The organism is Streptomyces sp. CNZ287, assembly GCF_007827615.1.
Window position 1 is genome coordinate 807,419 of record NZ_VISV01000001.1, and the last position, 21,862, is coordinate 829,280.

General features: G+C 71.1%; 18 protein-coding genes. 2 read left to right on the plus strand and 16 right to left on the minus strand.

Annotated elements, in window-relative coordinates; all coding sequences use genetic code 11:
- Window positions 1-80: 80 nt before the first annotated feature.
- Window positions 81-1,091 (minus strand): polyprenyl synthetase family protein, encoded by a 1,011-nt coding sequence (locus FB457_RS03780; RefSeq protein WP_047017486.1) that lies wholly within the window; start codon window positions 1,089-1,091, stop codon window positions 81-83.
- 189 nt (window positions 1,092-1,280) lie between these two features.
- Here FB457_RS03780 and FB457_RS03785 point away from each other — a divergent pair, with 189 nt between their 5' ends.
- Window positions 1,281-2,498 (plus strand): fumarylacetoacetate hydrolase family protein, encoded by a 1,218-nt coding sequence (locus FB457_RS03785; RefSeq protein ID WP_145780792.1) that lies wholly within the window; start codon window positions 1,281-1,283, stop codon window positions 2,496-2,498.
- Between the two features lie 286 nt (window positions 2,499-2,784).
- Here FB457_RS03785 and nuoN read toward each other — a convergent pair whose 3' ends face one another.
- The 14 genes from nuoN to FB457_RS03860 form a co-directional block, all read right to left on the minus strand.
- Complete coding sequence (gene nuoN, locus FB457_RS03795) at window positions 2,785-4,428, minus strand: NADH-quinone oxidoreductase subunit NuoN (RefSeq protein ID WP_047017484.1); 1,644 nt, start codon at window positions 4,426-4,428, stop codon at window positions 2,785-2,787.
- The gene (locus FB457_RS03800) at window positions 4,421-6,058 is read right to left on the minus strand and encodes an NADH-quinone oxidoreductase subunit M (protein ID WP_047017483.1); all 1,638 of its coding nucleotides are present in this window, start codon (window positions 6,056-6,058) and stop codon (window positions 4,421-4,423) included. The genes nuoN and FB457_RS03800 overlap by 8 nt, the downstream gene beginning before the upstream one ends.
- 4 nt (window positions 6,059-6,062) lie before the next feature.
- On the minus strand, window positions 6,063-7,964 hold the full coding sequence (gene nuoL / locus FB457_RS03805; RefSeq protein WP_047017482.1) for an NADH-quinone oxidoreductase subunit L: 1,902 nt from the start codon (window positions 7,962-7,964) through the stop codon (window positions 6,063-6,065).
- 12 nt (window positions 7,965-7,976) lie between these two features.
- The gene (gene nuoK / locus FB457_RS03810) at window positions 7,977-8,276 is read right to left on the minus strand and encodes an NADH-quinone oxidoreductase subunit NuoK (RefSeq protein WP_047017481.1); all 300 of its coding nucleotides are present in this window, start codon (window positions 8,274-8,276) and stop codon (window positions 7,977-7,979) included.
- On the minus strand, window positions 8,273-9,157 hold the full coding sequence (locus tag FB457_RS03815; protein ID WP_047017480.1) for an NADH-quinone oxidoreductase subunit J: 885 nt from the start codon (window positions 9,155-9,157) through the stop codon (window positions 8,273-8,275). Before FB457_RS03815 ends, nuoK begins: the two co-directional genes overlap by 4 nt.
- Window positions 9,154-9,777, minus strand: coding sequence for an NADH-quinone oxidoreductase subunit NuoI (nuoI, locus tag FB457_RS03820; protein WP_047017479.1), 624 nt, complete (start codon window positions 9,775-9,777; stop codon window positions 9,154-9,156). Before nuoI ends, FB457_RS03815 begins: the two co-directional genes overlap by 4 nt.
- Window positions 9,770-11,152 (minus strand): NADH-quinone oxidoreductase subunit NuoH, encoded by a 1,383-nt coding sequence (gene nuoH, locus FB457_RS03825; protein ID WP_047017478.1) that lies wholly within the window; start codon window positions 11,150-11,152, stop codon window positions 9,770-9,772. The genes nuoI and nuoH overlap by 8 nt, the downstream gene beginning before the upstream one ends.
- A 64-nt stretch (window positions 11,153-11,216) precedes the next feature.
- Entirely contained in the window at window positions 11,217-13,688 is a 2,472-nt protein-coding gene (locus tag FB457_RS03830; RefSeq protein WP_145780794.1) for an NADH-quinone oxidoreductase subunit G, read from the minus strand.
- Window positions 13,685-15,031 carry an NADH-quinone oxidoreductase subunit NuoF gene (gene nuoF / locus FB457_RS03835; RefSeq protein WP_047017476.1) on the minus strand — a complete coding sequence of 449 codons (1,347 nt, stop codon included), beginning with the start codon at window positions 15,029-15,031 and terminating at the stop codon, window positions 13,685-13,687. Before nuoF ends, FB457_RS03830 begins: the two co-directional genes overlap by 4 nt.
- Window positions 15,031-15,921, minus strand: coding sequence for an NADH-quinone oxidoreductase subunit NuoE (gene nuoE, locus FB457_RS03840; RefSeq protein WP_047017475.1), 891 nt, complete (start codon window positions 15,919-15,921; stop codon window positions 15,031-15,033). The genes nuoF and nuoE overlap by 1 nt, the downstream gene beginning before the upstream one ends.
- A complete protein-coding gene (locus tag FB457_RS03845; RefSeq protein ID WP_047017474.1) occupies window positions 15,918-17,246 on the minus strand; it encodes an NADH-quinone oxidoreductase subunit D in 1,329 nt (442 codons plus the stop codon). Before FB457_RS03845 ends, nuoE begins: the two co-directional genes overlap by 4 nt.
- The gene (locus tag FB457_RS03850; RefSeq protein WP_047017473.1) at window positions 17,243-17,983 is read right to left on the minus strand and encodes an NADH-quinone oxidoreductase subunit C; all 741 of its coding nucleotides are present in this window, start codon (window positions 17,981-17,983) and stop codon (window positions 17,243-17,245) included. Before FB457_RS03850 ends, FB457_RS03845 begins: the two co-directional genes overlap by 4 nt.
- The gene (locus FB457_RS03855; protein ID WP_047017472.1) at window positions 17,980-18,534 is read right to left on the minus strand and encodes a NuoB/complex I 20 kDa subunit family protein; all 555 of its coding nucleotides are present in this window, start codon (window positions 18,532-18,534) and stop codon (window positions 17,980-17,982) included. The genes FB457_RS03850 and FB457_RS03855 overlap by 4 nt, the downstream gene beginning before the upstream one ends.
- Window positions 18,535-18,546: 12 nt before the next feature.
- Complete coding sequence (locus FB457_RS03860; RefSeq protein ID WP_018840719.1) at window positions 18,547-18,906, minus strand: NADH-quinone oxidoreductase subunit A; 360 nt, start codon at window positions 18,904-18,906, stop codon at window positions 18,547-18,549.
- A gap of 812 nt (window positions 18,907-19,718) precedes the next feature.
- On the opposite strand from FB457_RS03860, the gene FB457_RS03865 reads away from it, so the two are divergent.
- The gene (locus tag FB457_RS03865) at window positions 19,719-20,465 is read left to right on the plus strand and encodes a C40 family peptidase (RefSeq protein WP_145780890.1); all 747 of its coding nucleotides are present in this window, start codon (window positions 19,719-19,721) and stop codon (window positions 20,463-20,465) included.
- 91 nt (window positions 20,466-20,556) lie between these two features.
- On the opposite strand, the gene FB457_RS03870 is transcribed toward FB457_RS03865, so the two are convergent.
- On the minus strand, window positions 20,557-21,843 hold the full coding sequence (locus tag FB457_RS03870; protein WP_047017470.1) for a geranylgeranyl reductase family protein: 1,287 nt from the start codon (window positions 21,841-21,843) through the stop codon (window positions 20,557-20,559).
- Window positions 21,844-21,862: the final 19 nt, after the last annotated feature.

Here is a 21,862-nt window from a genome sequence, read left to right on the forward strand (position 1 = left end):
GTATGACGGCATCCGCCCCGGGAGGGGGATCACCCTGACCCTTGTACGGGCCATCCGCCCCCGGAGCGCGGCCGGCACCCCTACCCCGCGCGGTCCACCACCGCGTCGCACAGCCCCTCCAGGGCCGTCCGCGCCGGGCACGCCGGGAGCGCCGTCAGGATCGCCCGCGCCTCCGCCGCGTACCGCACGGTGTCCCGCCTGGCCTGCTCCACCGCCGGGTGGACCCGGAGCCGGGCCAGGGCCTCCGCGTGCCGCGAGTCGTCCGTCAGGTCGTCGGCGAGCAGCGCCGCCAGCTCCAGGTCCGCCGGCTTGCGGTGGCGCTGGGCGGCGGCACGCAGGTGCAGCACCGGCAGCGTCGCGACGCCCTCGCGCAGGTCGGTGCCCGGGGTCTTCCCCGACTCGGTGCCGTCGCTGGTGATGTCGAGCAGGTCGTCCGCGAGCTGGAAGGCGATGCCGATGCGCTCGCCGTACTGCGTCAGCACCTCCACCACCGACTCGTCCGCGCCCGCCGTCAGCGCGCCGAAGCGGCCGGAGACGGCGATGAGGGAGCCGGTCTTGCCGGCGAGCACGTCCAGGTAGTGGTCGACCGGGTCGCGGCCCTCGGTCGGCCCCGCGGTCTCCAGGATCTGCCCGGTGACCAGCCGCTCGAACGCCTGGGCCTGGATACGGACCATCTCGGGGCCCAGGTCGGCGAGGAGCCGCGAGGCGCGCGCGAAGAGGAAGTCGCCGGTGAGGACGGCGACGGAGTTGGCCCAGCGGCTGTTGGCGCTGGGGACGCCGCGGCGTACGGCCGCCTCGTCCATCACGTCGTCGTGGTAGAGCGTGGCCAGGTGGGTCAGCTCGACGACGACGCCGGAGGGCGCGACGCCCGGCGCGTGCGGGTCGCCGAACTGCGCGGCGAGCATGACAAGCAGGGGGCGGAATCTCTTGCCGCCCGCGCGGACGAGATGCCGCGCGGCCTCGGTGATGAACGGCACATCGCTCTTCGTGGCTTCGAGCAGCCCCTCTTCGACGGCCGCCAGTCCGGCCTCGACATCGGCTTCCAAGGCTCGGTCCTGAACGCTGAGCCCCAAGGGCGCGACCACGGTCACGAGGGCTCCTCCTGTCTGCAGACGTTCACGTGGAACAGATTGTCGATGTGTCGTTAGCAACCACCATGCACCACGTTCGCAGCGTATCCGGTCACGCGACGATCACGTCGGGCGGCTTCCCCTAGGCCGACCTGGGGGTCGTAGCCTGAGGTCCCCAGCCCGCCGACCACGATGAGGCAGGATCCCGCGATGTCCGAGCACAGCCCGCTCGACGTGCCAGAAGGCGATCCCTTCGGGCCGCACAACCTTCCGTACGGTGTCGTCTCCACACCCGACGGCACGACCCCCCGCGTAGGCGTGCGCTACGGCGATCACGTCCTGGACACCGCCGCCGTCGCGGCGGCCCTGGGCTCCCCGCACACCGCGCTGCTCGCCGCCCGGACGCTGGCGCCGCTGATGGCCGCGGGCCGGCCGGTGTGGCAGGCCGTACGGGCCGAGGTGACCGACTGGCTCACCGACCCGGCGCACCGCGCCGCCGTCGAGCAGCACCTGCACGAGGTGGACCGCGTCGTGCCGCACATGCCGTTCGAGGTCGGCGACTACGTCGACTTCTACTCCAGCGAGCACCACGCCGCCAACGTCGGCCGCATCTTCCGCCCCGGCGAGGAGCCGCTGACCCCCAACTGGAAGCACCTGCCCATCGGCTACCACGGCAGGTCCGGCACGATCGTCCCGTCCGGCACCCCCGTCGTACGCCCCGCCGGCCAGCGCAAGCGCGCCGCCGACGACCCCGGCCCTGTCTTCGGACCCAGCATCCGCCTCGACATCGAGGCCGAAGTCGGCTTCGTCGTCGGCGTACCGTCGCGGATGGGCACGCCCGTGCCCCGTACCGCCTTCCGCGACCACGTCTTCGGCGTCTGCCTGGTCAACGACTGGTCCGCGCGCGACGTCCAGCCGTGGGAGCAGCGCCCCCTCGGCCCGCACCAGGCCAAGTCCTTCGCCACGTCCATCGGCACCTGGATCACCCCCCTCGACGCCCTCGAAGCCGCCCGCGTCGCCCCGCCGGAGCGCACGCATCCGCTGCTGCCGTACCTCGACGACACCGGCCCGGACGCCTCCGTCGACGGCTACGACCTGCGACTCGAGGTACGGATCAACGGCGAGCCGGTCTCCCGCCCGCCGTTCGCCTCCATGTACTGGACCGCGGCGCAGCAGTTGGCCCACATGACCGTCAACGGCGCCTCCGTGCGCACCGGCGACCTCTACGCCTCCGGCACCGTCAGCGGCCCGGAACCCGGTCAGGTGGGCTCGCTGCTGGAGCTGACGAAGGGCGAGGGCCCGTGGCTGGAGGACGGGGACACCGTCGCCATCGACGGCTGGGCCCCGGGACCGAACGGCGTGCGGATCGCCCTCGGCGGAGTCCACGGCCAGGTCAAACCGACCGGCTGGACCCCGCCGCGGGACTAGCGGGCGGCGGGACCAGCAGGCTCCGGGGTGGGGGGGGGGGGGCCCCCCCCCCCCCCCCCCCCCCCCCCCCACCCCCCCCCCCCCCCCCCCCCCCACCCCCAACCCCCCCCCCCCCCGGCCGCGGGGGGGGGCCGGGGCGGGGGGCCGCCCCACGCGGGGGGGGGGGGCCCCCGGGGGGGCGCCCCCCCCCCCCCCCCCCCGCGGGGGGGCCCCCCCCGGGGGGCCGGGGGGGGGGGGGCCCCCGGGGGCGGGGGGGGGGGGGGGGGCCCCCCCCCCACCCCGCGGCTCAGCGGACGAACACTCCCGCGTCCCCGGCCAGATCCAGGAAGTACTGCGGCGCCACGCCCAGCACCAGCGTCGCGGCCAGGCCGACGGCGATGGCGGTGACGGTGAAGGCGCTCGGCACGGTCACCGCGGGGCCCTCGGGACGCGGCTCGCTGAAGAACATCAGCACGATGACGCGGACGTAGAAGAACGCGGCGATGGCCGAGGCGATGACGCCGACGACGACCAGCGGCGTCGCGCCGCCGTCCGCCGCCGCCTTGAACACCGCGAACTTCCCGGCGAAGCCGCTGGTCAGCGGGATGCCCGCCATCGCCAGCAGGAACACCGCGAAGACCGCCGCGACCAGCGGCGAACGCCGGCCGAGCCCCGCCCACTTGGACAGGTGCGTCGCCTCGCCGCCCGCATCCCGCACCAGCGTGACGACGGCGAACGCGCCGAGCGTCACGAAGGCGTACGCGGCCAGGTAGAACAGCACCGAGGAGATGCCCTCCTCGTTGGCCGCGGTGACACCCGCGAGGATGAACCCCGCGTGCGCGATGGACGAGTACGCCAGCAGCCGCTTCACGTCGGTCTGGGTGATCGCGAGGATCGCGCCGATGACCATCGTGACGATCGCGACGCCCCACATCACCGGCCGCCAGTCCCACTTCATGCCCGGCAGCACGACGTACAGCAGCCGCAGCAGCGCGCCGAACGCGGCGACCTTGGTGGCCGCGGCCATGAAGCCGGTGACGGGGGTGGGGGCGCCCTGGTAGACGTCCGGGGTCCACATGTGGAACGGCACCGCGCCGACCTTGAAGAGGAGGCCGAGCAGCACCATCGCGCCGCCGATGAGCAGCAGCGCGTCGTTGCCCATGGTGTCGGCGAGCGCCGGGGTCATGTGCTGCGGGTTGCCCGCGACGACGTCGGCGATCTCGGCGTAGCGCACGCTGCCCGCGTAGCCGTAGAGCAGCGCGACGCCGAAGAGCAGGAACGCCGACGAGAAGGCGCCCAGCAGGAAGTACTTCACCGCCGCCTCCTGCGACATCAGCCGCTTGCGGCGGGCGACGGCGCAGAGCAGGTACAGCGGCAGGGAGAAGACCTCCAGCGCGATGAAGAGCGTCAGCAGATCGTTCGCGGCCGGGAAGATGAGCATGCCGCCGGTCGCGAAGAGCAGCAGCGGGAACACCTCGGTGGTGGTGAACCCGGCCTTGACCGCGGCCTGTTCCGCCTTGCCGCCGGGTACGGCGGCGGCCTCGGCGGCGAAGGAGTCGACCCGGTTGCCGTGCGCGACCGGGTCCAGCCGGCGCTCGGCGAAGGTGAACACCCCGAGCACGCCGACCAGCAGGATGACGCCCTGGAGGAAGAGCGTCGGGCCGTCGACGGCCAGCGCGCCCATCGCGGCGGTCTGCGCCTCGTCGGTGCCCTTGCCGGTGGCGGCCAGGGCGACGACCGCGCCGAACGCGCCGGCCATCGCGAGCGTGGCGAGCCCGACCTGGACGGCGTACCGGTGCCTCCGGGGCAGGAACGCCTCGATGGCGATGCCCAGCACGGCCGCGCCGATGACGATCAGCGTGGGCGCCAGCAGGTCGTACTCGATGTGCGGCGCCTTGATCTTGTCGACACCGTCCTGCGCCATCCACAGGCTGTGGACACCCCTACTCATGCGCGGCCTCCACAGGGTTCACATCGGGCTCCGGGTCGGACTTCTGCACGTCGGACATGGTGTGCTCGACGGCCGGGTTGACGATCTCGGTGAGCGGCTTCGGGTACACGCCGAGGCCGATGAGGAGCGCGATCAGCGGCGCGACCACCAGCACCTCGCGCACCCGCAGGTCGGGCAGCTTCGCGACCTTCTCGGTGACCGGCCCCGTCATCGTCCGCTGGTACAGGACGAGGACGTAGATCGCGGCCAGCACGATGCCCACGGTGGCGATGATGCCGATCGCCGGGTAGCGGCTGAACGTGCCCACCAGCACCAGGAACTCGCTGACGAACGGCGCGAGCCCCGGCAGCGACAGCGTGGCCATGCCGCCGATCAGGAAGGTGCCGGCCAGCACCGGCGCCACCTTCTGCACACCGCCGTAGTCGCCGATGAGCCGCGAGCCGCGCCGGGTGATGAGGAACCCGGCCACCAGCATCAGGACGGCGGTGGAGATGCCGTGGTTGACCATGTACAGCGTCGCCCCGGCCTGGCCCTGGCTGGTCATCACGAAGATGCCCAGCACGATGAAGCCGAAGTGGGAGATCGAGGCGTACGCGATCAGCCGCTTGATGTCCCGCTGCCCGATCGCGAGCAGCGCGCCGTACAGGATGCTCACCAGCGCGAGCACCAGCACCACCGGCGTCGCCCAGTCGCTCGCCTCGGGGAAGAGCCCGAGGCAGAAGCGGAGCATGGCGAACGTGCCGACCTTGTCGACCACCGCGGTGATGAGGACGGCGACCGGCGGGGTGGACTCGCCCATGGCGTTGGGCAGCCAGGTGTGCAGCGGCCACAGCGGCGCCTTCACCGCGAAGGCGAAGAAGAAGCCGAGGAAGAGCAGCCGCTCGGTGTTCGTCGAGATGTCCAGGTCGCCGTTGGCGCGCGCCTGGAGGATCTCCTGGAGCGAGAACGTGCCCGCGCCGAGCTGGTCGTTGGTGACGACGAAGAGGCCGATCACCGCGGCCAGCATGATCAGGCCGCCGGCCAGGTTGTACAGCAGGAACTTCACGGCCGCGTACGAGCGCTGCCGCGCCGCCTCTTCCTCGCCGTGTTCGTGCGCCTTGTCCCCGAAGCCGCCGATGAGGAAGTACATCGGGATGAGCATGGCTTCGAAGAAGATGTAGAAGAGGAAGACGTCCGTGGCCAGGAAGCTGACGATCACCATCGCCTCGACGGCCAGGATCAGCGCGAAGAAGCCCTGGGTGGGGCGCCAGCGGGACGACTTGCCCGCGGCGGAGCCGCTATCGGATGCAGTGACCGGGTCCGCGTCGTGCCAGCCCGCGAGGATGACGAACGGGATCAGCAGCGCCGTGAGCGCCACCAGCACGACGGCGATGCCGTCGACCCCCAGCTCGTATCTCACCCCGAAGTCGGCGATCCACGCCCGCGACTCGGTGAGCTGGAAGCGGTCGCCGTCCGGGTCGTACCGGACCGCGATCACCGCGGCCAGCACCAGCGTCGCCAGCGACACGCCCAGCGCGAGCCACTTGGCCAGCTCGCGCTTGGCCGCCGGCACCGCGGCGGTGGCGATCGCGCCCACGGCCGGGACCGCCGCGGTGATCGTCAGCAGCGGGAACGTCGAAGAATCAGCCATGGGTTCAGACCGCCCTCATCAGCAGGGTGGCGGCGATGAGGACCACCGCGCCCCCGAACATCGAGACCGCGTAGCTGCGGGCGTAGCCGTTCTGGATCCGCCGGGTCCTGGCGGAGAGCCCGCCGAACGCCGCCGCGGTTCCGTTGACGATGCCGTCGACCAGCTTGTGGTCCAGGTAGACCAGGCCGCGGGTCAGGTACTCGCCGGGCTTGACCAGCGCCACGTGGTTGAAGTCGTCCTGCAGCAGGTCGCGCCGGGCGGCGCGGGTGAGCAGGGAGCCGCGCGGTGCGGCGGCGGGGACCGGGCGGCGGCCGTACTGCAGCCAGGCCACCACGACACCGAGGACCATGCAGGTGACGGTGGCGCCGGTGACGATGCCGACGCTCAGGCCGTCCGGCAGGTGCCCGTGCTCGAAGCCGGTGACCGGCTCCAGCCAGTGCACGAACCGCTCGCCGATGTCGAAGAACGCGCCCGCGCCGACCGAGCCGATCGCCAGCACGATCATCGGGATCGTCATCGTCTTCGGCGACTCGTGCGGGTGCGGCTCGTTGCCGTTCGCGTCCGGCTCCCAGCGCTTCTCGCCGAAGAACGTCATGAGCATCACGCGCGTCATGTAGTACGCGGTGAGCGCCGCGCCCAGCAGTGCCGCGCCGCCCAGGATCCAGCCCTGCGTACCGCCCTTGGCGAACGCCGCCTCGATGATGAGGTCCTTGGAGAAGAAGCCCGACAGGCCCGGGAATCCGATGATGGCGAGATAGCCGAGGCCGAACGTGATGAACGTGACCGGCATGTACTTCCTCAGGCCGCCGTACTTGCGCATGTCGACCTCGTCGTTCATGCCGTGCATGACGGAGCCCGCGCCGAGGAAGAGCCCGGCCTTGAAGAAGCCGTGGGTCACGAGGTGCATGATCGCGAACGCGTAGCCGATCGGGCCGAGCCCGGCGGCCAGGATCATGTAGCCGATCTGCGACATGGTCGAGCCGGCCAGCGCCTTCTTGATGTCGTCCTTCGCGCAACCGACGATCGCACCGAAGAGGAGCGTGACCGCGCCGACGATCGTGACGACGAGCTGCGCGTCCGGCGCCGCGTCGAAGATCGCGCCGGAACGGACGATCAGGTAGACACCCGCGGTCACCATCGTGGCGGCGTGGATCAGCGCGGAGACCGGCGTGGGGCCCTCCATCGCGTCGCCCAGCCAGGACTGCAGCGGCACCTGAGCGGACTTGCCGCACGCCGCGAGCAGCAGCATCAGGCCGATCGCCGTCAGTTTGCCCTCGCTGGTCTCGCCGACCGAGTTCATCACCGGCTCGAACGCGAAGGTGCCGAAGGTGACGAACATCAGCATGATCGCGATGGAGAGGCCGACGTCGCCGACGCGGTTGACGATGAACGCCTTCTTGGCCGCCGTCGCCGCGCTCGGCTTGTGCTGCCAGAAGCCGATCAGCAGGTACGAGGCGAGACCGACGCCCTCCCAGCCGACGTACAGCAGCAGGAAGTTGTCCGCGAGGACCAGCAGCAGCATCGCCGCGAGGAAGAGGTTCAGATAGCCGAAGAACCGGCGGCGGCGCTCGTCGTGCTCCATGTAGCCCACGGAGTACAGGTGGATGAGCGAGCCGACGCCGGTGATCAGCAGCACGAACGTCATCGAGAGCTGGTCGAGCTGGAACGCCGCTTCCGCCTGGAACCCCTCGACCGGAATCCAGGTGAAGAGGTGGCTGTGCAGCGCCCGCTCCTCGCCGTCCTTGCCGAGCATGTCGGCGAAGAGGACGAGGCCGAGGACGAAGGAGGTGAAGGCCAGGCCCGTGCCGAGCCAATGGCCCGTGCGATCCAGCCTCCGCCCGCCGCAGAGCAGCACCGCCGCGCCGAGCAGCGGCGCCGCGACGAGCAATCCGATGAGTGACTCCACTGGTGCGTCCCCTTACAGCTTCATCAAAGCGGCGTCGTCGACCGAGGCCGAGTGGCGGGAGCGGTAGAACGACACGATGATCGCCAGGCCGACCACGACCTCCGCGGCGGCGACGACCATGGTGAAGAACGCGACGATCTGGCCGTCGAGGTTCCCGTGCATCCGGGAGAACGTGACCAGCGCCAGGTTGCAGGCGTTCAGCATCAGCTCGATGCACATGAACACCACGATGGCGTTCCGCCTGATGAGCACCCCGGCCGCGCCGATGGTGAACAGCAGCGCGGAGAGATACAGGTAGTTGACCGGGTTCACTCGCCCTCTCCCTTTCCGGCCTTACCGCCGGCGTTCGCGCCGACGGAGCCGTCACCGTCGTCGTCGCCGGTGTCCGGTTCCAGGGCCTTGCCCTGGTAGTCGGCGGTGCGCTGCTCTATGGCGGCGAGATCCGCCAGCGCCTGCGCGGAGACGTCCCGGATCTGGCCGCGGTCGCGCAGCGTGCGGTTGACGGTCAGCTCGGACGGCGTGCCGTCGGGCAGCAGGCCCGGGAGGTCCACCGCGTTGTGGCGGGCGTAGACGCCGGGCGCCGGCATCGGCGGCACCTGGACGCCGTCGCGTACGCGCTGCGCGGCCTGCTCGCGCTGGGTCGGGGTGCGCTCGGTCTTCTCGCGGTGGGTGAGGACCATGCCCGCCACCGCGGCGGTGATCAGCAGCGCGCCGGTCAGCTCGAAGGCGAAGACGAAGTCGCGGAAGATCAGCGCGGCCAGACCGTGGACGTTGCCGCCGGAGTTGGCGTCCTCCAGGCCCTCGAAGGTGTCGAGGCTCGCGTTGCCGATGCCGGCGATCAGCAGGATGCCGAAGCCGACTCCGCAGGCCATCGCCAGCCAGCGCTGGCCCTTGATGGTCTCCTTCAGCGAGTCCGCCGCGCTGATGCCGACGAGCATGAGCACGAAGAGGAAGAGCATCATGACCGCGCCGGTGTAGACGACGATCTGCACGACGCCGAGGAAGTAGGCGCCGTTGGCGAGGTAGAAGACCGCCAGGATCACCATCGTCCCGGCGAGGCAGAGCGCCGAGTGCACCGCCTTCTTCATCAGCACGGTGCCCAGCGCACCGGCGACGGCGAAGACGGCCAGCACCCAGAACTGGGTCGCCTCCCCGGTGGACGTGGTGTAGCCGGCCTGGGCGAGGGCGTTCATGCCTGGGCTCCTTCGGAGTGCGGCGCCGGCTCCGGTGCCGACTCGCCCTTGCTGACGGCAACCTGGCGCTCCGTACCCGGGGCGGCCTCCGTGACCAGGCCGCTGTAGTAGTCCTTCTCCGTCATCCCCGGGTAGATCGCGTGCGGCGAGTCGACCATGCCCTCCTGGAGACCGGCGAGCAGCTCGTCCTTGGTGTAGATGAGCGACTCGCGGCTGCGGTCGGCCAGTTCGTACTCGTTCGTCATGGTCAGCGCCCGGGTGGGGCACGCCTCGACGCAGAGCCCGCACAGGATGCAGCGCAGGTAGTTGATCTGGTAGACGCGGCCGTAGCGCTCACCGGGCGAGTAGCGCTCCTCTTCGGTGTTGTCCGCGCCCTCGACGTAGATCGCGTCCGCCGGACAGGCCCACGCGCACAGCTCGCAGCCGATGCACTTCTCCAGCCCGTCCGGGTGCCGGTTGAGCTGGTGGCGGCCGTGGAAGCGGGGCGCCGTCGGCTTCTTGTACTCGGGGTACTGCTCGGTCAGCCGCTTCTTGAACATGGCCTTGAAGGTCACGCCGAAGCCGGCCACCGGGTTGACGAACCCCTGCTTGTCCTTCTTCTCGTCCTTCTGATCAGCCATTGTCGGCCTCCTCAGTGTCGCCTCCGGGACCGTTCGTGCCCACCAGCTCGCGCTCGCGGCGCGAGGGACGGCGGGGCACGGGCGGGAGGGTCTGACCGGGCAGCGGCGGTACGGGGTAGCCGCCCGCCATCGGGTCGAACTCCGGTGTGGGCTTGGCCGCCTCGCGGGCCGCCTCCTCCTTCTCCTTGCGGTCGCGGAAGATGTCCACGACGAAGGAGAGCAGCAGGATCACCAGCAGCCCGCCGGCGATGTAGAGCACGATCTCGGTGAAGTCCACGTCCTCGTTGCGCAGCGCCCGGACGGTGGCGACCAGCATCAGCCAGACCATGGAGACCGGGATGAGGACCTTCCAGCCCAGCTTCATGAACTGGTCGTAGCGGACCCGTGGGAGCGTGCCGCGCAGCCAGACGAAGACGAAGAGGAGGACGAGGACCTTGCCGGTGAACCAGAGCATCGGCCACCAGGCGGTGTTCGCACCCTCCCAGACGGTGCTGACCGGGGCGGGCGCGCGCCAGCCGCCGAGGAAGAGCGTGACGGCCACGGCCGACAGCGTCACCATGTGCACGTACTCGGAGAGCATGAACATCGCGAACTTGATCGACGAGTACTCGGTGGAGTACCCCGCGACCAGGTCGCCCTCGGACTCCGGCATGTCGAACGGCAGCCGGTGCGCCTCACCGACCATCGCGATGAGGTACACGATGAACGAGACCGGCAGCAGCACCGCGAACCAGCGGTCGTCCTGCGCCGCGACGATCTCCGACGTCGACAGCGACCCGGAGTAGAGGAACACCGCGGCGAAGGAGAGGCCCATCGCGACCTCGTACGAGATCACCTGGGCCGTCGCGCGGACGCCGCCGAGCAGCGGGTACGTCGAGTTGGACGCCCAGCCCGCGAGCACGACGCCGTAGGCGGCGATGGAGGCGGTGGCCAGCACGTACAGCATGGCGACCGGAAGGTCGGTGAGCTGCATCGCGGTGCGCTCGCCGAAGATCGACACCTGGTTGTCGGCCGGCCCGAAGGGGATGACCGCGATGGCCATGAAGGCGGGGATCACGGCGAGCAGCGGCGCCAGGATATAGACGACCTTGTCGGCGCCCTTGACGATGATGTCCTCTTTGAACATCAGCTTCACGCCGTCGGCGAGCGACTGCAGCAGGCCCCAGGGACCGTGCCGGTTCGGGCCGATGCGGAGCTGCATCCAGCCCAGGACCTTGCGCTCGAAGACGATCGCCATGAGGACCGTCACCATCAGGAACGCGAAGCAGAAGACCGCCTTGAGGAGGATCAGCCACCAGGGGTCGCCCCCGAAGAAGCTGAGATCCTCCGCGGCGAGGACGCTCGCGCCCTGCGCCGCGGATGCGCTTGCGATCACCGTCGTGCCTCCGTCATGTACGCATCTCCGCCGCGCGATCGCGCGCAGCGCTTCCGCATCGCACTCACGCTTCGACCTCCTTGGATACGGCGGACACCCGGACCAGGTCGCCGGGGTTCGCGCCCGTGGCCGCCGTCACGCCCGGTGCGGTCGACTTCATCGGCAGCCAGACGACCTGGTCGGGCAGCTCCGCGGTGACCCGCAGCGGGAGCGTCACCGTGCCGGCCGGTCCCGTGACCGCGAGCGGGTCGCCGTCGGCGACGCCGGTGGCCTCCGCGGTGGCGGGCGAGAGCCGGGCCGCCGCCTCGTGGCGGGTGCCGGCCAGGGCGTCGTCGCCCTCCTGCAGCCGGCCCTCGTCGAGCAGCAGCCGGTGGCCCGCGAGCACCGCCTCGCCGGCGCCGGGCTGCGGCAGCGGCGCGGCCCGCTCGTCCGGCGGGGTGGGGCGGGGGCCCTCGGTGCGGACGCCGAGGCGGGCCAGCTCGGCCCGTGCCGTACGGGCGTCCGGCAGGCCCAGGTGGACGTCGAGGGCGTCGGCGAGCATGTGCAGCACCCGCTGGTCGGCGGGGGCGAGCCGGCGGGTCATCTGGTCCGGCTTCAGCGCGGCCTCGAACGGCCGGGCGCGGCCCTCCCAGTTGAGATAAGTGCCCTGCTTCTCGGCGACCGCGGCCACCGGGAAGACCACGTCGGCCCGCTCGGTGACCTCGCTGGGCCGCTGCTCCAGGCTGACCACGAACGCGGCCCGGTCCAGCGCCTCGCGGGCCTTCTCCGGGTCCGGCAGGTCGGTGACCTCGACGCCGCCGACGAGCAGCGCGCCGATGTCCCCGGCCGCCGCCGCGTCGAGGATCCGGCCGGTGTCGCGGCCCGCCCCGGTGGGCAGTTCCGCCAGGCCCCAGGCGGCGGCCGTCTCGCGGCGGGCCTCGGTGTCGGTGCCGGAGCGGCCGCCGGGGAGCATCCCGGGCAGCGCGCCGGCCTCGATCGCGCCGCGCTCGCCCGCGCGGCGCGGGACCCACGCGAGGGTGGCGCCGGTGGCCTCCGCGGTACGTACCACGGCGGAGAGCGCGCCCCGTACCCCCGCCAGCCGCTCCCCGACGAGGATCACCGCGCCCTCCTGGCGCAGCGCGTCGGACGCGGCCTTGCCGTCCTCGCCGAGCCCGGCGCCGGAGCCGAGGGCGTCGAGCCAGCTCGGCTCGGTGCCGGGGGCGGCCGGCAGCAGCGTGCCGCCCGCCTTCGTCAGGCCGCGGGTGGCGAAGGGGGCGATCGAGTAGACCTTCAGGCCCTTCTTCCGCCACGCCTTGCGCAGCCGGAGGAAGACGCCGGGCGCCTCCTCCTCCGCCTCGAGACCGGCGAGCAGCACCGCGGGCGCCTTCTCCAGCGCGCCGTACGTGACGCCGCGGCCGCTCCCCGCGACCTGCGCGGCCAGGAACGCGGTCTCCTCGGCGCTGTGCACCCGGGCGCGGAAGTCGATGTCGTTGGTGCCGAGCGCGGCGCGCGCGAACTTCGCGTACGCGTAGGAGTCCTCCAGCGTCAGCCGCCCGCCGGTGAGCACCCCGGCCCGCCCGTGGGCCGCCGCGAGCCCCGCGGCCGCGGCGCGCAGCGCCTCGGGCCAGCTCGCCGGCTGCAGTTCACCGCTGTCGTCGCGGACCAGCGGCTGGGTGAGCCGGTCGGGGAGCTGGGCGTAGCGGAAGCCGAAGCGGCCCTTGTCGCACATCCACTCCTCGTTGACCGCCGGGTCGTTGGCGGCGAGCCGCCGCATGACCTTGCCGCGGCGGTGGTCGGTGCGGGTGGCGCAGCCGCCGGCGCAGTGCTCGCAGACGGACGGCGAGGAGATCAGGTCGAAGGGGCGCGAGCGGAAGCGGTACATCTTCGAGGTGAGCGCGCCGACCGGGCAGATCTGGATGGTGTTGCCCGAGAAGTACGACTCGAAGGGCACGCCCTCGCCCGTACCGACCTGCTGGAGCGCGCCGCGGTCCAGCATCTCGATCATCGGGTCGCCCGCGATCTGGTTGGAGAACCGGGTGCAGCGCGCGCACAGCACGCAGCGCTCGCGGTCGAGCAGCACCTGGGTCGAGATCGGCACCGGCTTTTCGAAGGTGCGCTTCTGGCCGTCGAAGCGGCTCTCGGCCTGCCCTGCGGACATCGCCTGGTTCTGCAGCGGGCACTCGCCGCCCTTGTCGCAGACCGGGCAGTCCAGCGGGTGGTTGATGAGCAGCAGCTCCATCACGCCGCGCTGCGACTTCTCGGCGACGGCCGAGGTGAGCTGGGTCTTGACCACCATCCCGTCGGTGCAGGTGATGGTGCAGGACGCCGACGGCTTGCGCTGGCCCTCGATCTCGACGATGCACTGGCGGCAGGCGCCGACCTGGTCGAGCAGCGGGTGGTCGCAGAACCGCGGTACCTCGATGCCGAGCTGCTCGGCGGCCCGGATGACCAGGGTGCCCTTGGGCACGCTGACTTCGGCGCCGTCGATGGTCAGCGTGACCATGTTCTCCGGAGCGGCGGCCTTCTCCGGTGCCTTCTCCGGCTCCGTGACGGTCACGCGGTCACCTCCTGGTGGGTCGTGGAGCCGGGGGTGTCGGCCCAGGCGGTGGATCTGGCCGGGTCAAAGGGGCAGCCGCCGCCGGTGATGTGCTGCTCGTACTCGTCGCGGAAGTACTTCAGCGAGGAGAAGATCGGCGCGGCGGCGCCGTCGCCGAGGGCGCAGAAGGACTTGCCGTTGATGTTGTCGGCGATGTCGTTGAGCTTGTCGAGGTCGGCGAGGGCGCCCTTGCCGGCCTCGATGTCGCGGAGGAGCTGGACGAGCCAGTACGTGCCCTCGCGGCAGGGGGTGCACTTGCCGCAGGACTCGTGCTCGTAGAACTCGGTCCAGCGGGTGACGGCCCGCACCACGCAGGTCGTCTCGTCGAAGCACTGGAGCGCCTTGGTGCCGAGCATGGAGCCGGCGCCGCCGACGCCCTCGTAGTCGAGGGGGACGTCCAGGTGCTCGTCGGTGAGCATCGGGGTGGACGAGCCGCCGGGGGTCCAGAACTTCAGCCGGTGGCCGGGGCGCATGCCGCCGCCCATGTCGAGCAGTTGGCGCAGGGTGATGCCGAGCGGCGCCTCGTACTGGCCGGGGCGGGCGACGTGGCCGGAGAGCGAGTACAGCGTGAAGCCCGGGGACTTCTCGCTGCCCATCGTGCGGAACCACTCCTTGCCCTTGTTCATGATGGCGGGAACGGAGGCGATGGACTCGACGTTGTTCACCACAGTGGGGCAGGCGTACAGGCCCTCGACGGCCGGGAAGGGGGGACGCAGCCGGGGCTGGCCGCGCCGGCCCTCCAGCGAGTCGAGCAGCGCGGTCTCCTCGCCGCAGATGTACGCGCCGGCGCCAGCGTGCACCGTGACGTCCAGGTCGAGCCCGGAGCCCAGCACGTTCTTGCCGAGGAAGCCCGCGGCGTACGCCTCGCGCACCGCCTCGTGCAGCCTGCGCAGCACCGGCACGACCTCGCCGCGCAGGTAGATGAACGCGTGGTTGGAGCGGAACGCGTAACAGGCGATGACGATGCCCTCGATGAGGGAGTGCGGGTTGGCGAAGAGCAGCGGGATGTCCTTGCAGGTGCCCGGCTCCGACTCGTCCGCGTTGACGACGAGGTAGTGCGGCTTGCCGTCGCCCTGCGGGATGAACTGCCACTTCATGCCGGTCGGGAAGCCGGCGCCGCCGCGGCCGCGCAGGCCGGCGTCCTTGACGTACGCGATGACGTCGTCGGGCGACATCGCGAGGGCCTTGCGCAGCCCCTGGTAGCCCTCGTGCCGCCGGTACGTGTCCAGGGTCCAGGACTCCGGGTCGTCCCAGAAGGCGGAGAGCACCGGGGTCAGCAGCTTCTCCGGCGAGTCGACGGTCATCACGCGCCCTCCTCCTCGGTGGGCTCATCCGCGGACGCGGTGGGCGGGTGCGCCGGGTCGGACGCGGAGGTCTGCTGCGGCGCGTCGTGCGAACTGGGGTGGCCGGCGGGCGGCTGGTCCTCCAGCGCGTCCGCCGGCGGGTGGGCCGGGTGCGGCTCGGCGCGCTGGCTGACCACGCGCGCGGCCGGCTCCTCGCCCTTGGCCATGCGCAGCCCGATGAGCGAGGCGGGGCCCGCACCGCCGGACTCCGCGACGGCGCCAGGGCGCTCGTCGGGGAATCCGGCCAGGATGCGGGCGGTCTCCTTGAACGTGCACAGCTTCGCGCCGCGGGTGGGGTGCACCTCCGCGCCGGCGCGCAGATCGTCCACGAGCCGCTTGGCGGACTCGGGGGTCTGGTTGTCGAAGAACTCCCAGTTGACCATCACCACGGGGGCGAAGTCGCAGGCGGCGTTGCACTCGATGTGCTCCAGCGTGACCTTGCCGTCCTCGGTGGTCTCCTGGTTCCCGACGCCCAGGTACTCCTTCAGCTCGTCGAAGATGGCGTCGCCGCCCATCACCGCGCAGAGCGTGTTGGTGCAGACTCCGACCTGGTAGTCACCGGAGGGCTTGCGCCGGTACATGGTGTAAAAGGTGGCGACCGCCGTCACCTCGGCGGCGGTCAGGTCCAGCATCTCCGCGCAGAACTGCATGCCAGTGCGCGTGACGTGGCCTTCCTCCGACTGCACCAGGTGGAGCATCGGCAGCAGCGCGGACCGGCTGTCCGGATAGCGGGCGATGATCTCCCTGGCGTCCGCGGCCAGCCGCTCACGCACCTCGGCTGGATAGTCCGGGGCCGGCAACTGGGGCATGCCCAGCGACACGGCCGCCTGGCCCTGCTCTGCTGTCGTCATCGGTCGACGCCTCCCAGCACCGGGTCGATGGACGCGATCGCCACGATCACGTCGGCGACCTGGCCGCCCTCGGTCATGGCCGCGATGGCCTGCAGGTTCACGAACGACGGCTCGCGGAAGTGCACCCGGAACGGGCGGGTGGCGCCGTCGCTGACGGCGTGCACGCCCAGTTCGCCCTTGGGCGACTCCAGGGCCACGTACGCCTGCCCCGGTGGCACCCGGAAGCCCTCGGTGACCAGCTTGAAGTGGTGGATCAGGGCCTCCATCGAGGTCCCCATGATGTTCTTGATGTGGTCCAGCGAGTTGCCGAGGCCGTCGGGCCCCAGCGCGAGCTGCGCGGGCCAGGCGATCTTCTTGTCGGCGACCATCACCGGGCCCGGCTCCAGCCGGTCCACGCACTGCTCGACGATCCGCAGCGACTGGCGCATCTCCTCCAGCCGGATGAGGAACCGGCCGTAGGCGTCGGCGGTGTCCGCGGTCGGGACGTCGAAGTCGTACGTCTCGTAGCCGCAGTACGGGTCCGTCTTGCGCAGGTCGTGCGGCAGCCCGGTGGCGCGCAGCACCGGGCCGGTGACGCCCAGGGACATGCAGCCGGCCAGGTCCAGATGTGCGACGTCCTGCATCCGGGCCTTGAACGCCGGGTTGTTGGTGGCCAGCGCGTCGTACTCCGGGAAGTTCTTGCGGAGCGTCTTGATCGTCTCGCGGATGGAGTCGACGGCGCCGGGGGGCAGGTCCTGGGCGAGCCCGCCGGGGCGGATGAACGCGTGGTTCATCCGCAGTCCCGTGATGAGCTCGAAGAGGTCGAGGACCAGCTCCCGGTCGCGGAAGCCGTAGATCATGACCGTGGTGGCGCCCAGCTCCATGCCGCCGGTGGCGATGGCCACCAGGTGGGAGGCGATCCGGTTCAGCTCCATCAGCATCACCCGGATGACGGTGGCCCGGTCGGGCACGTCGTCGGTGATGCCGAGGAGCTTCTCCACCGCCATGCAGTACCCGGCCTCGTTGAAGAACGAGGTCAGGTAGTCCATGCGGGTCACGAAGGTGGAGCCCTGGGTCCACGTGCGGTATTCGAGGTTCTTCTCGATGCCGGTGTGCAGGTAGCCGATTCCGCAACGGCACTCCGTCACGGTCTCGCCGTCGATCTCCAGGATGAGCCGCAGCACGCCGTGGGTGGAGGGGTGCTGCGGTCCCATGTTGACGACGATCCGCTCGTCGTCGGCGCGGTGGACCGACTCGACGACCTCGTCCCAGTCACCGCCGGTGACGGTGTAGACGGTGCCCTCGGTGGTCTCCCGGGCCGCCCCGGTCGTGTGGGTGGTGCTCATCGGTACGACCTCCGCTGGTCGGGAGCAGGGATCTGGGCACCCTTGTACTCGACGGGGATGCCGCCGAGGGGGTAGTCCTTGCGCTGCGGATGGCCCTGCCAGTCGTCCGGCATGAAGATCCGGGTCAGCGCCGGGTGGCCGTCGAAGACGATGCCGAAGAAGTCGTAGGTCTCGCGCTCGTGCCAGTCGTTCGTGGGGTAGACCTCCACGACGGACGGGATGTGCGGGTCGTCGTCGGGCACGCTGACCTCGACCCGGAGCAGCCGGGAGTGGGTGAGCGAGCGCAGGTGGTACACGGCGTGCAGCTCGCGGCCCTTGTCGCCGGGGTAGTGCACGCCGGAGACGCCGGTACAGAGCTCGAAGCGGAGCGCGGGGTCGTCGCGCAGGGTCCGCATCACGCGGACCAGGTGCGCGCGGTCGACGTGGAAGGTCAGCTCGCCGCGGTCGACGACGACCTTCTCGATGGCGTTCGCGGGGAGGAGCCCCTGCTCTTCGAGGGCGCCCTCCAGTTCGTCGGCGGCCTCGTCGAACCAGCCGCCGTACGGGCGCGCGGACTCGCCCGGCAGCCGGACGCTCCGCACGAGACCGCCGTAGCCGGAGGTGTCGCCGTCGCCCTCGGAGCCGAACATGCCGCGCTGGACGCGGATGGTCTCGCCGTGATCGCCGCGCCTGCCGGGCAGGTTCTCGGCGTTCACGTCCTGGTCGGGGTTGACCCCGTCCGCGCTCTCCCCACTCACCGGAGAAGACCCTTCATCTCGATCGTCGGGAGCGCCTTCATCGCGGCCTCCTCGGCCTCCCTGGCGGCCTCCTCGCGGTTCACGCCGATCTTCTCGTGGCGGATCTTCTCGTGCAGCTTGAGGATCGCGTCCATGAGCATCTCGGGGCGCGGCGGGCAGCCGGGCAGGTAGATGTCGACCGGCACGACGTGGTCGACGCCCTGCACGATCGCGTAGTTGTTGAACATGCCGCCGGACGAGGCGCAGACGCCCATGGAGATGACCCACTTGGGGTTCGGCATCTGGTCGTAGACCTGCCGCAGCACCGGGGCCATCTTCTGGCTCACCCGGCCCGCGACGATCATCAGGTCGGCCTGGCGGGGCGAGCCGCGGAAGACCTCCATGCCGAAGCGCGCCAGGTCGTAGCGGCCGGCACCGGCGGTCATCATCTCGAACGCGCAGCAGGCCAGCCCGAACGTCGCCGGGAACACGGACGACTTGCGCGCCAGCCCCGCGGCCTGTTCGACCGTGCTGAGGATGAACCCGCTCGGGAGCTTTTCTTCAAGTCCCATTCGTAGTACCCCCTAGTCCCATTCCAGTCCGCCGCGCCGCCACACGTAGGCGTACGCGACGAAGACGGTGAGCACGAAGAGCAGCATCTCCACGAGCCCAAAGATCCCCAGGGCGTCGAACGAGACGGCCCAGGGGTAGAGGAAGACGATCTCGATGTCGAAGATGATGAACAACATCGCCGTCAGGTAGTACTTGACCGGGAAGCGGCCCCCACCGGGGGGCATCGGCGTCGGCTCGATGCCGCACTCGTAGGCCTCGAGCTTGGCCCGGTTGTAGCGCTTCGGACCCACCAGCGCCGCCGCGACCACGGAGAACACCGCGAAGGCCGCCGCAATGGCTCCGAGCACGAGGATCGGCGTGTATACGTTCACCGCTGGCCCCGCTCCTCTCCAGTCGACGATGACTGCCTGCAAGTCCACACCGGACTCGCGTTCCTGCCCCACCAAGATCGCTCACATGTGAGGCAGTTCACAAGCCCTACTGATGGGCATCTTATGCCCATCGCTCTGTGATCTGTGACACGGGGGTCCCCTACGGCTTTGTGATCTTAACCACCCGGTGATCGATCGGACGGCCGAATGCCCGCGGAGCAGGCCCCTCGGCGCGACGGAACGATCACCGGATCGCCGCCACCGGCGGCCGGCCGCAGGTCAGCGAGGTGGGAGCGGTGAGGTTCGAGAGGCGGCCGATTTCACCGTGGCGCGGCCGGAGGGCGAATTCGAGCGCCGTCGCGCTCAATTGTTATTCGGCCGTCCCGGCCCGTACGCACACACGCGCAAGGGCCTCCGCGGGGAGCGGGGGCGCGGAAACGGATCCGAGTGATATGGACCACAGTACGAGTTGCCGGGCAACCGTCCTTGCTTGGTTTGCGGCGGCAGAAGTGATAACCGTCCGGCAACGTTCGGCGGGCGGGCCAAATGCCGTGCGTATCAAGCGGGTAACGACGCGGGGAAGGCCGGCCGCCGGCGAGCGCCCGGGGAACGGACCGCCCAAATGCCTCATTTCACAGACCGGGCAGCCAAGTGTGGCGCATCCCACGACTGTTGAAACAGGGTCCTTCCCCCTGATAGCGCTGGTGTTCATGTCCCGTAAACCGCACATACCCAGCCACCGGAAGCCCCGGCGCCGGCAGGCCCCCGCGTGGGTCGTCCGCACCGGAGTCGCCGGTGGCGCCCTCGGCACCATGGTCGCGACGGCGGCGTCCGCTCCCGCCCTCGCCGACACCAGCAGGACCACCGGTTCGACGGCCACGGAGTCGACCGCCGCACTCCCCACCGTGGACGTGAGCACGGCCCTCACCACCGGCGTCGAGCAGAGCGCCGACGCCACCCAGACCGCGGCCCTCCGCCTCGAACTGCGCACGAACGCCCAGGAGGCCGCCGAGGACGCCCGCAAGGCGGCCGCGAAGGCCAAGAAGGAGGTGGAGGCCCGCGCCGCCGCCGAGGAGCGCGCCAGGGAGCGCGCAGCGGCCCGCGCGGCGGAGCGCGAGGAACTGGCCGCGGCCTCGGCCCCGGACGCCTCCACCGCCGACTCCGCGCCCGCCGCCGAGACCCCCGCGGCGGCCCCGGCCGCGTCGGGCAGCGTCGGCACGGTGCTCGACTTCCTCAACGCCCAGGTCGGCAAGGCGTACGTGCTCGGCGCCACCGGCCCCGCGTCGTACGACTGCTCGGGCCTGACCCAGGCCGCGTTCCGCACCGTCGGCGTGGAGCTCCCCCGCACCGCCGCGGAGCAGTCCACGGTCGGCACCCCGGTCGCGGTCTCCGACGTCCAGCCCGGCGACCTGGTCTTCTGGGGCGGCACCGGCTCGGCGTACCACGTGGCCGTCTACATCGGCGACGGCAAGTACCTGGACGCGGCCAACCCGTCGAAGGGCGTGGTCATCCAGGAGATGTCGTACTACATGCCCACATCGGCCGTGCGGGTCCTCTGAGCCCTCCCGCGCGCACGTCTACGCGAGAGCCCCCGCCGGCGGTCCGGCGGGGGCTCTCGCGTCTGCGTCCCAGGCGCGTGTGCGCGAATTCTCAAGCCCGGGGGGCGACCTTCGCCAGGCCGTTGATGATGCGGTCCATGGCGTCGCCGCCCTGGGGGTCCGTGAGGTTCGCCAGCAGCTTGAGCGTGAAGCGCATCAGGACCGGGTGGGTGAGGCCCCGCTCGGTGGCGAGCTTCATGACCTTCGGGTTGCCGATGAGGCGGACGAAGGCGCGGCCGAGCTGGTAGTAGCCGCCGTAGGTGTCCTTGAGGACCTTCGGGTAGCGCTGCAGGGCCAGCTCGCGCTGGGCCGGGGTCGAGCGGCCGTGGGCCTGGACGACGACGTCCGCGACGATCTGGCCGGATTCCATCGCGTACGCGATGCCCTCGCCGTTGAACGGGTTGACCATGCCGCCGGCGTCGCCGACGAGGAGCAGGCCGCGGTCGTAGTGCGGCTGGCGGTTGAAGGCCATCGGCAGGGCGGCGCCCCGGATGGGGCCCGTCATGTTGTCCGGGGTGTAGCCCCACTCCTCCGGCATCGAGGAGCACCACGCCTTGAGCACGTCCCGCCAGTCCAGCTCCTTGAAGGCGGACGAGGAGTTGAGGATGCCGAGGCCGACGTTGGACGTGCCGTCGCCCATGCCGAAGACCCAGCCGTACCCGGGCAGCAGCCGGTCCTCGGCGCCGCGCTTGTCCCACAGCTCCAGCCAGGACTCCAGATAGTCGTCCTCGTGCCGCGGGGAGGTGAAGTACGTCCGCACGGCCACGCCCATCGGGCGCTTCTCGTTCCGGTGCAGGCCCATGGCCAGGGAGAGCCGCGAGGAGTTGCCGTCGGCGGCGATGACCAGCGGGGCGTGGAAGGTGACGGGCGTCTTCTCCTCGCCGAGCTTGGCGTGCACGCCGGTGATCCGGCCCGTGCGCTCGTCGATGACAGGCCGGCCGACGTTGCACCGCTCGTAGAGCCGGGCGCCCGCCTTCTGCGCCTGCTGGGCGAGCTGCTGGTCGAAGTCGTCGCGCTTGCGCACCAGCCCGTAGTCCGGGTACGCGGCCAGCTCCGGCCAGTCGAGCTGCAGCCTGTTGCCCCCGGCGATGATCCGCAGGCCCTTGTTCCGCAGCCAGCCGGCCTCTTCCGAGACGTCGATGCCCATGGCGAGAAGCTGCTTCGTCGCCCTCGGGGTGAGCCCGTCGCCGCAGACCTTCTCGCGGGGGAACGCCGTCTTCTCCAGCAGCAGGACGTCGAGCCCGGCCTTCGCGAGGTAGTACGCGGTCGTCGAGCCGGCCGGCCCGGCCCCGACGACGATGACATCGGCAGTGCGAGTGGACTCAGAGGCGTCGGTCACGGCGGCTCCCAGGGAACGC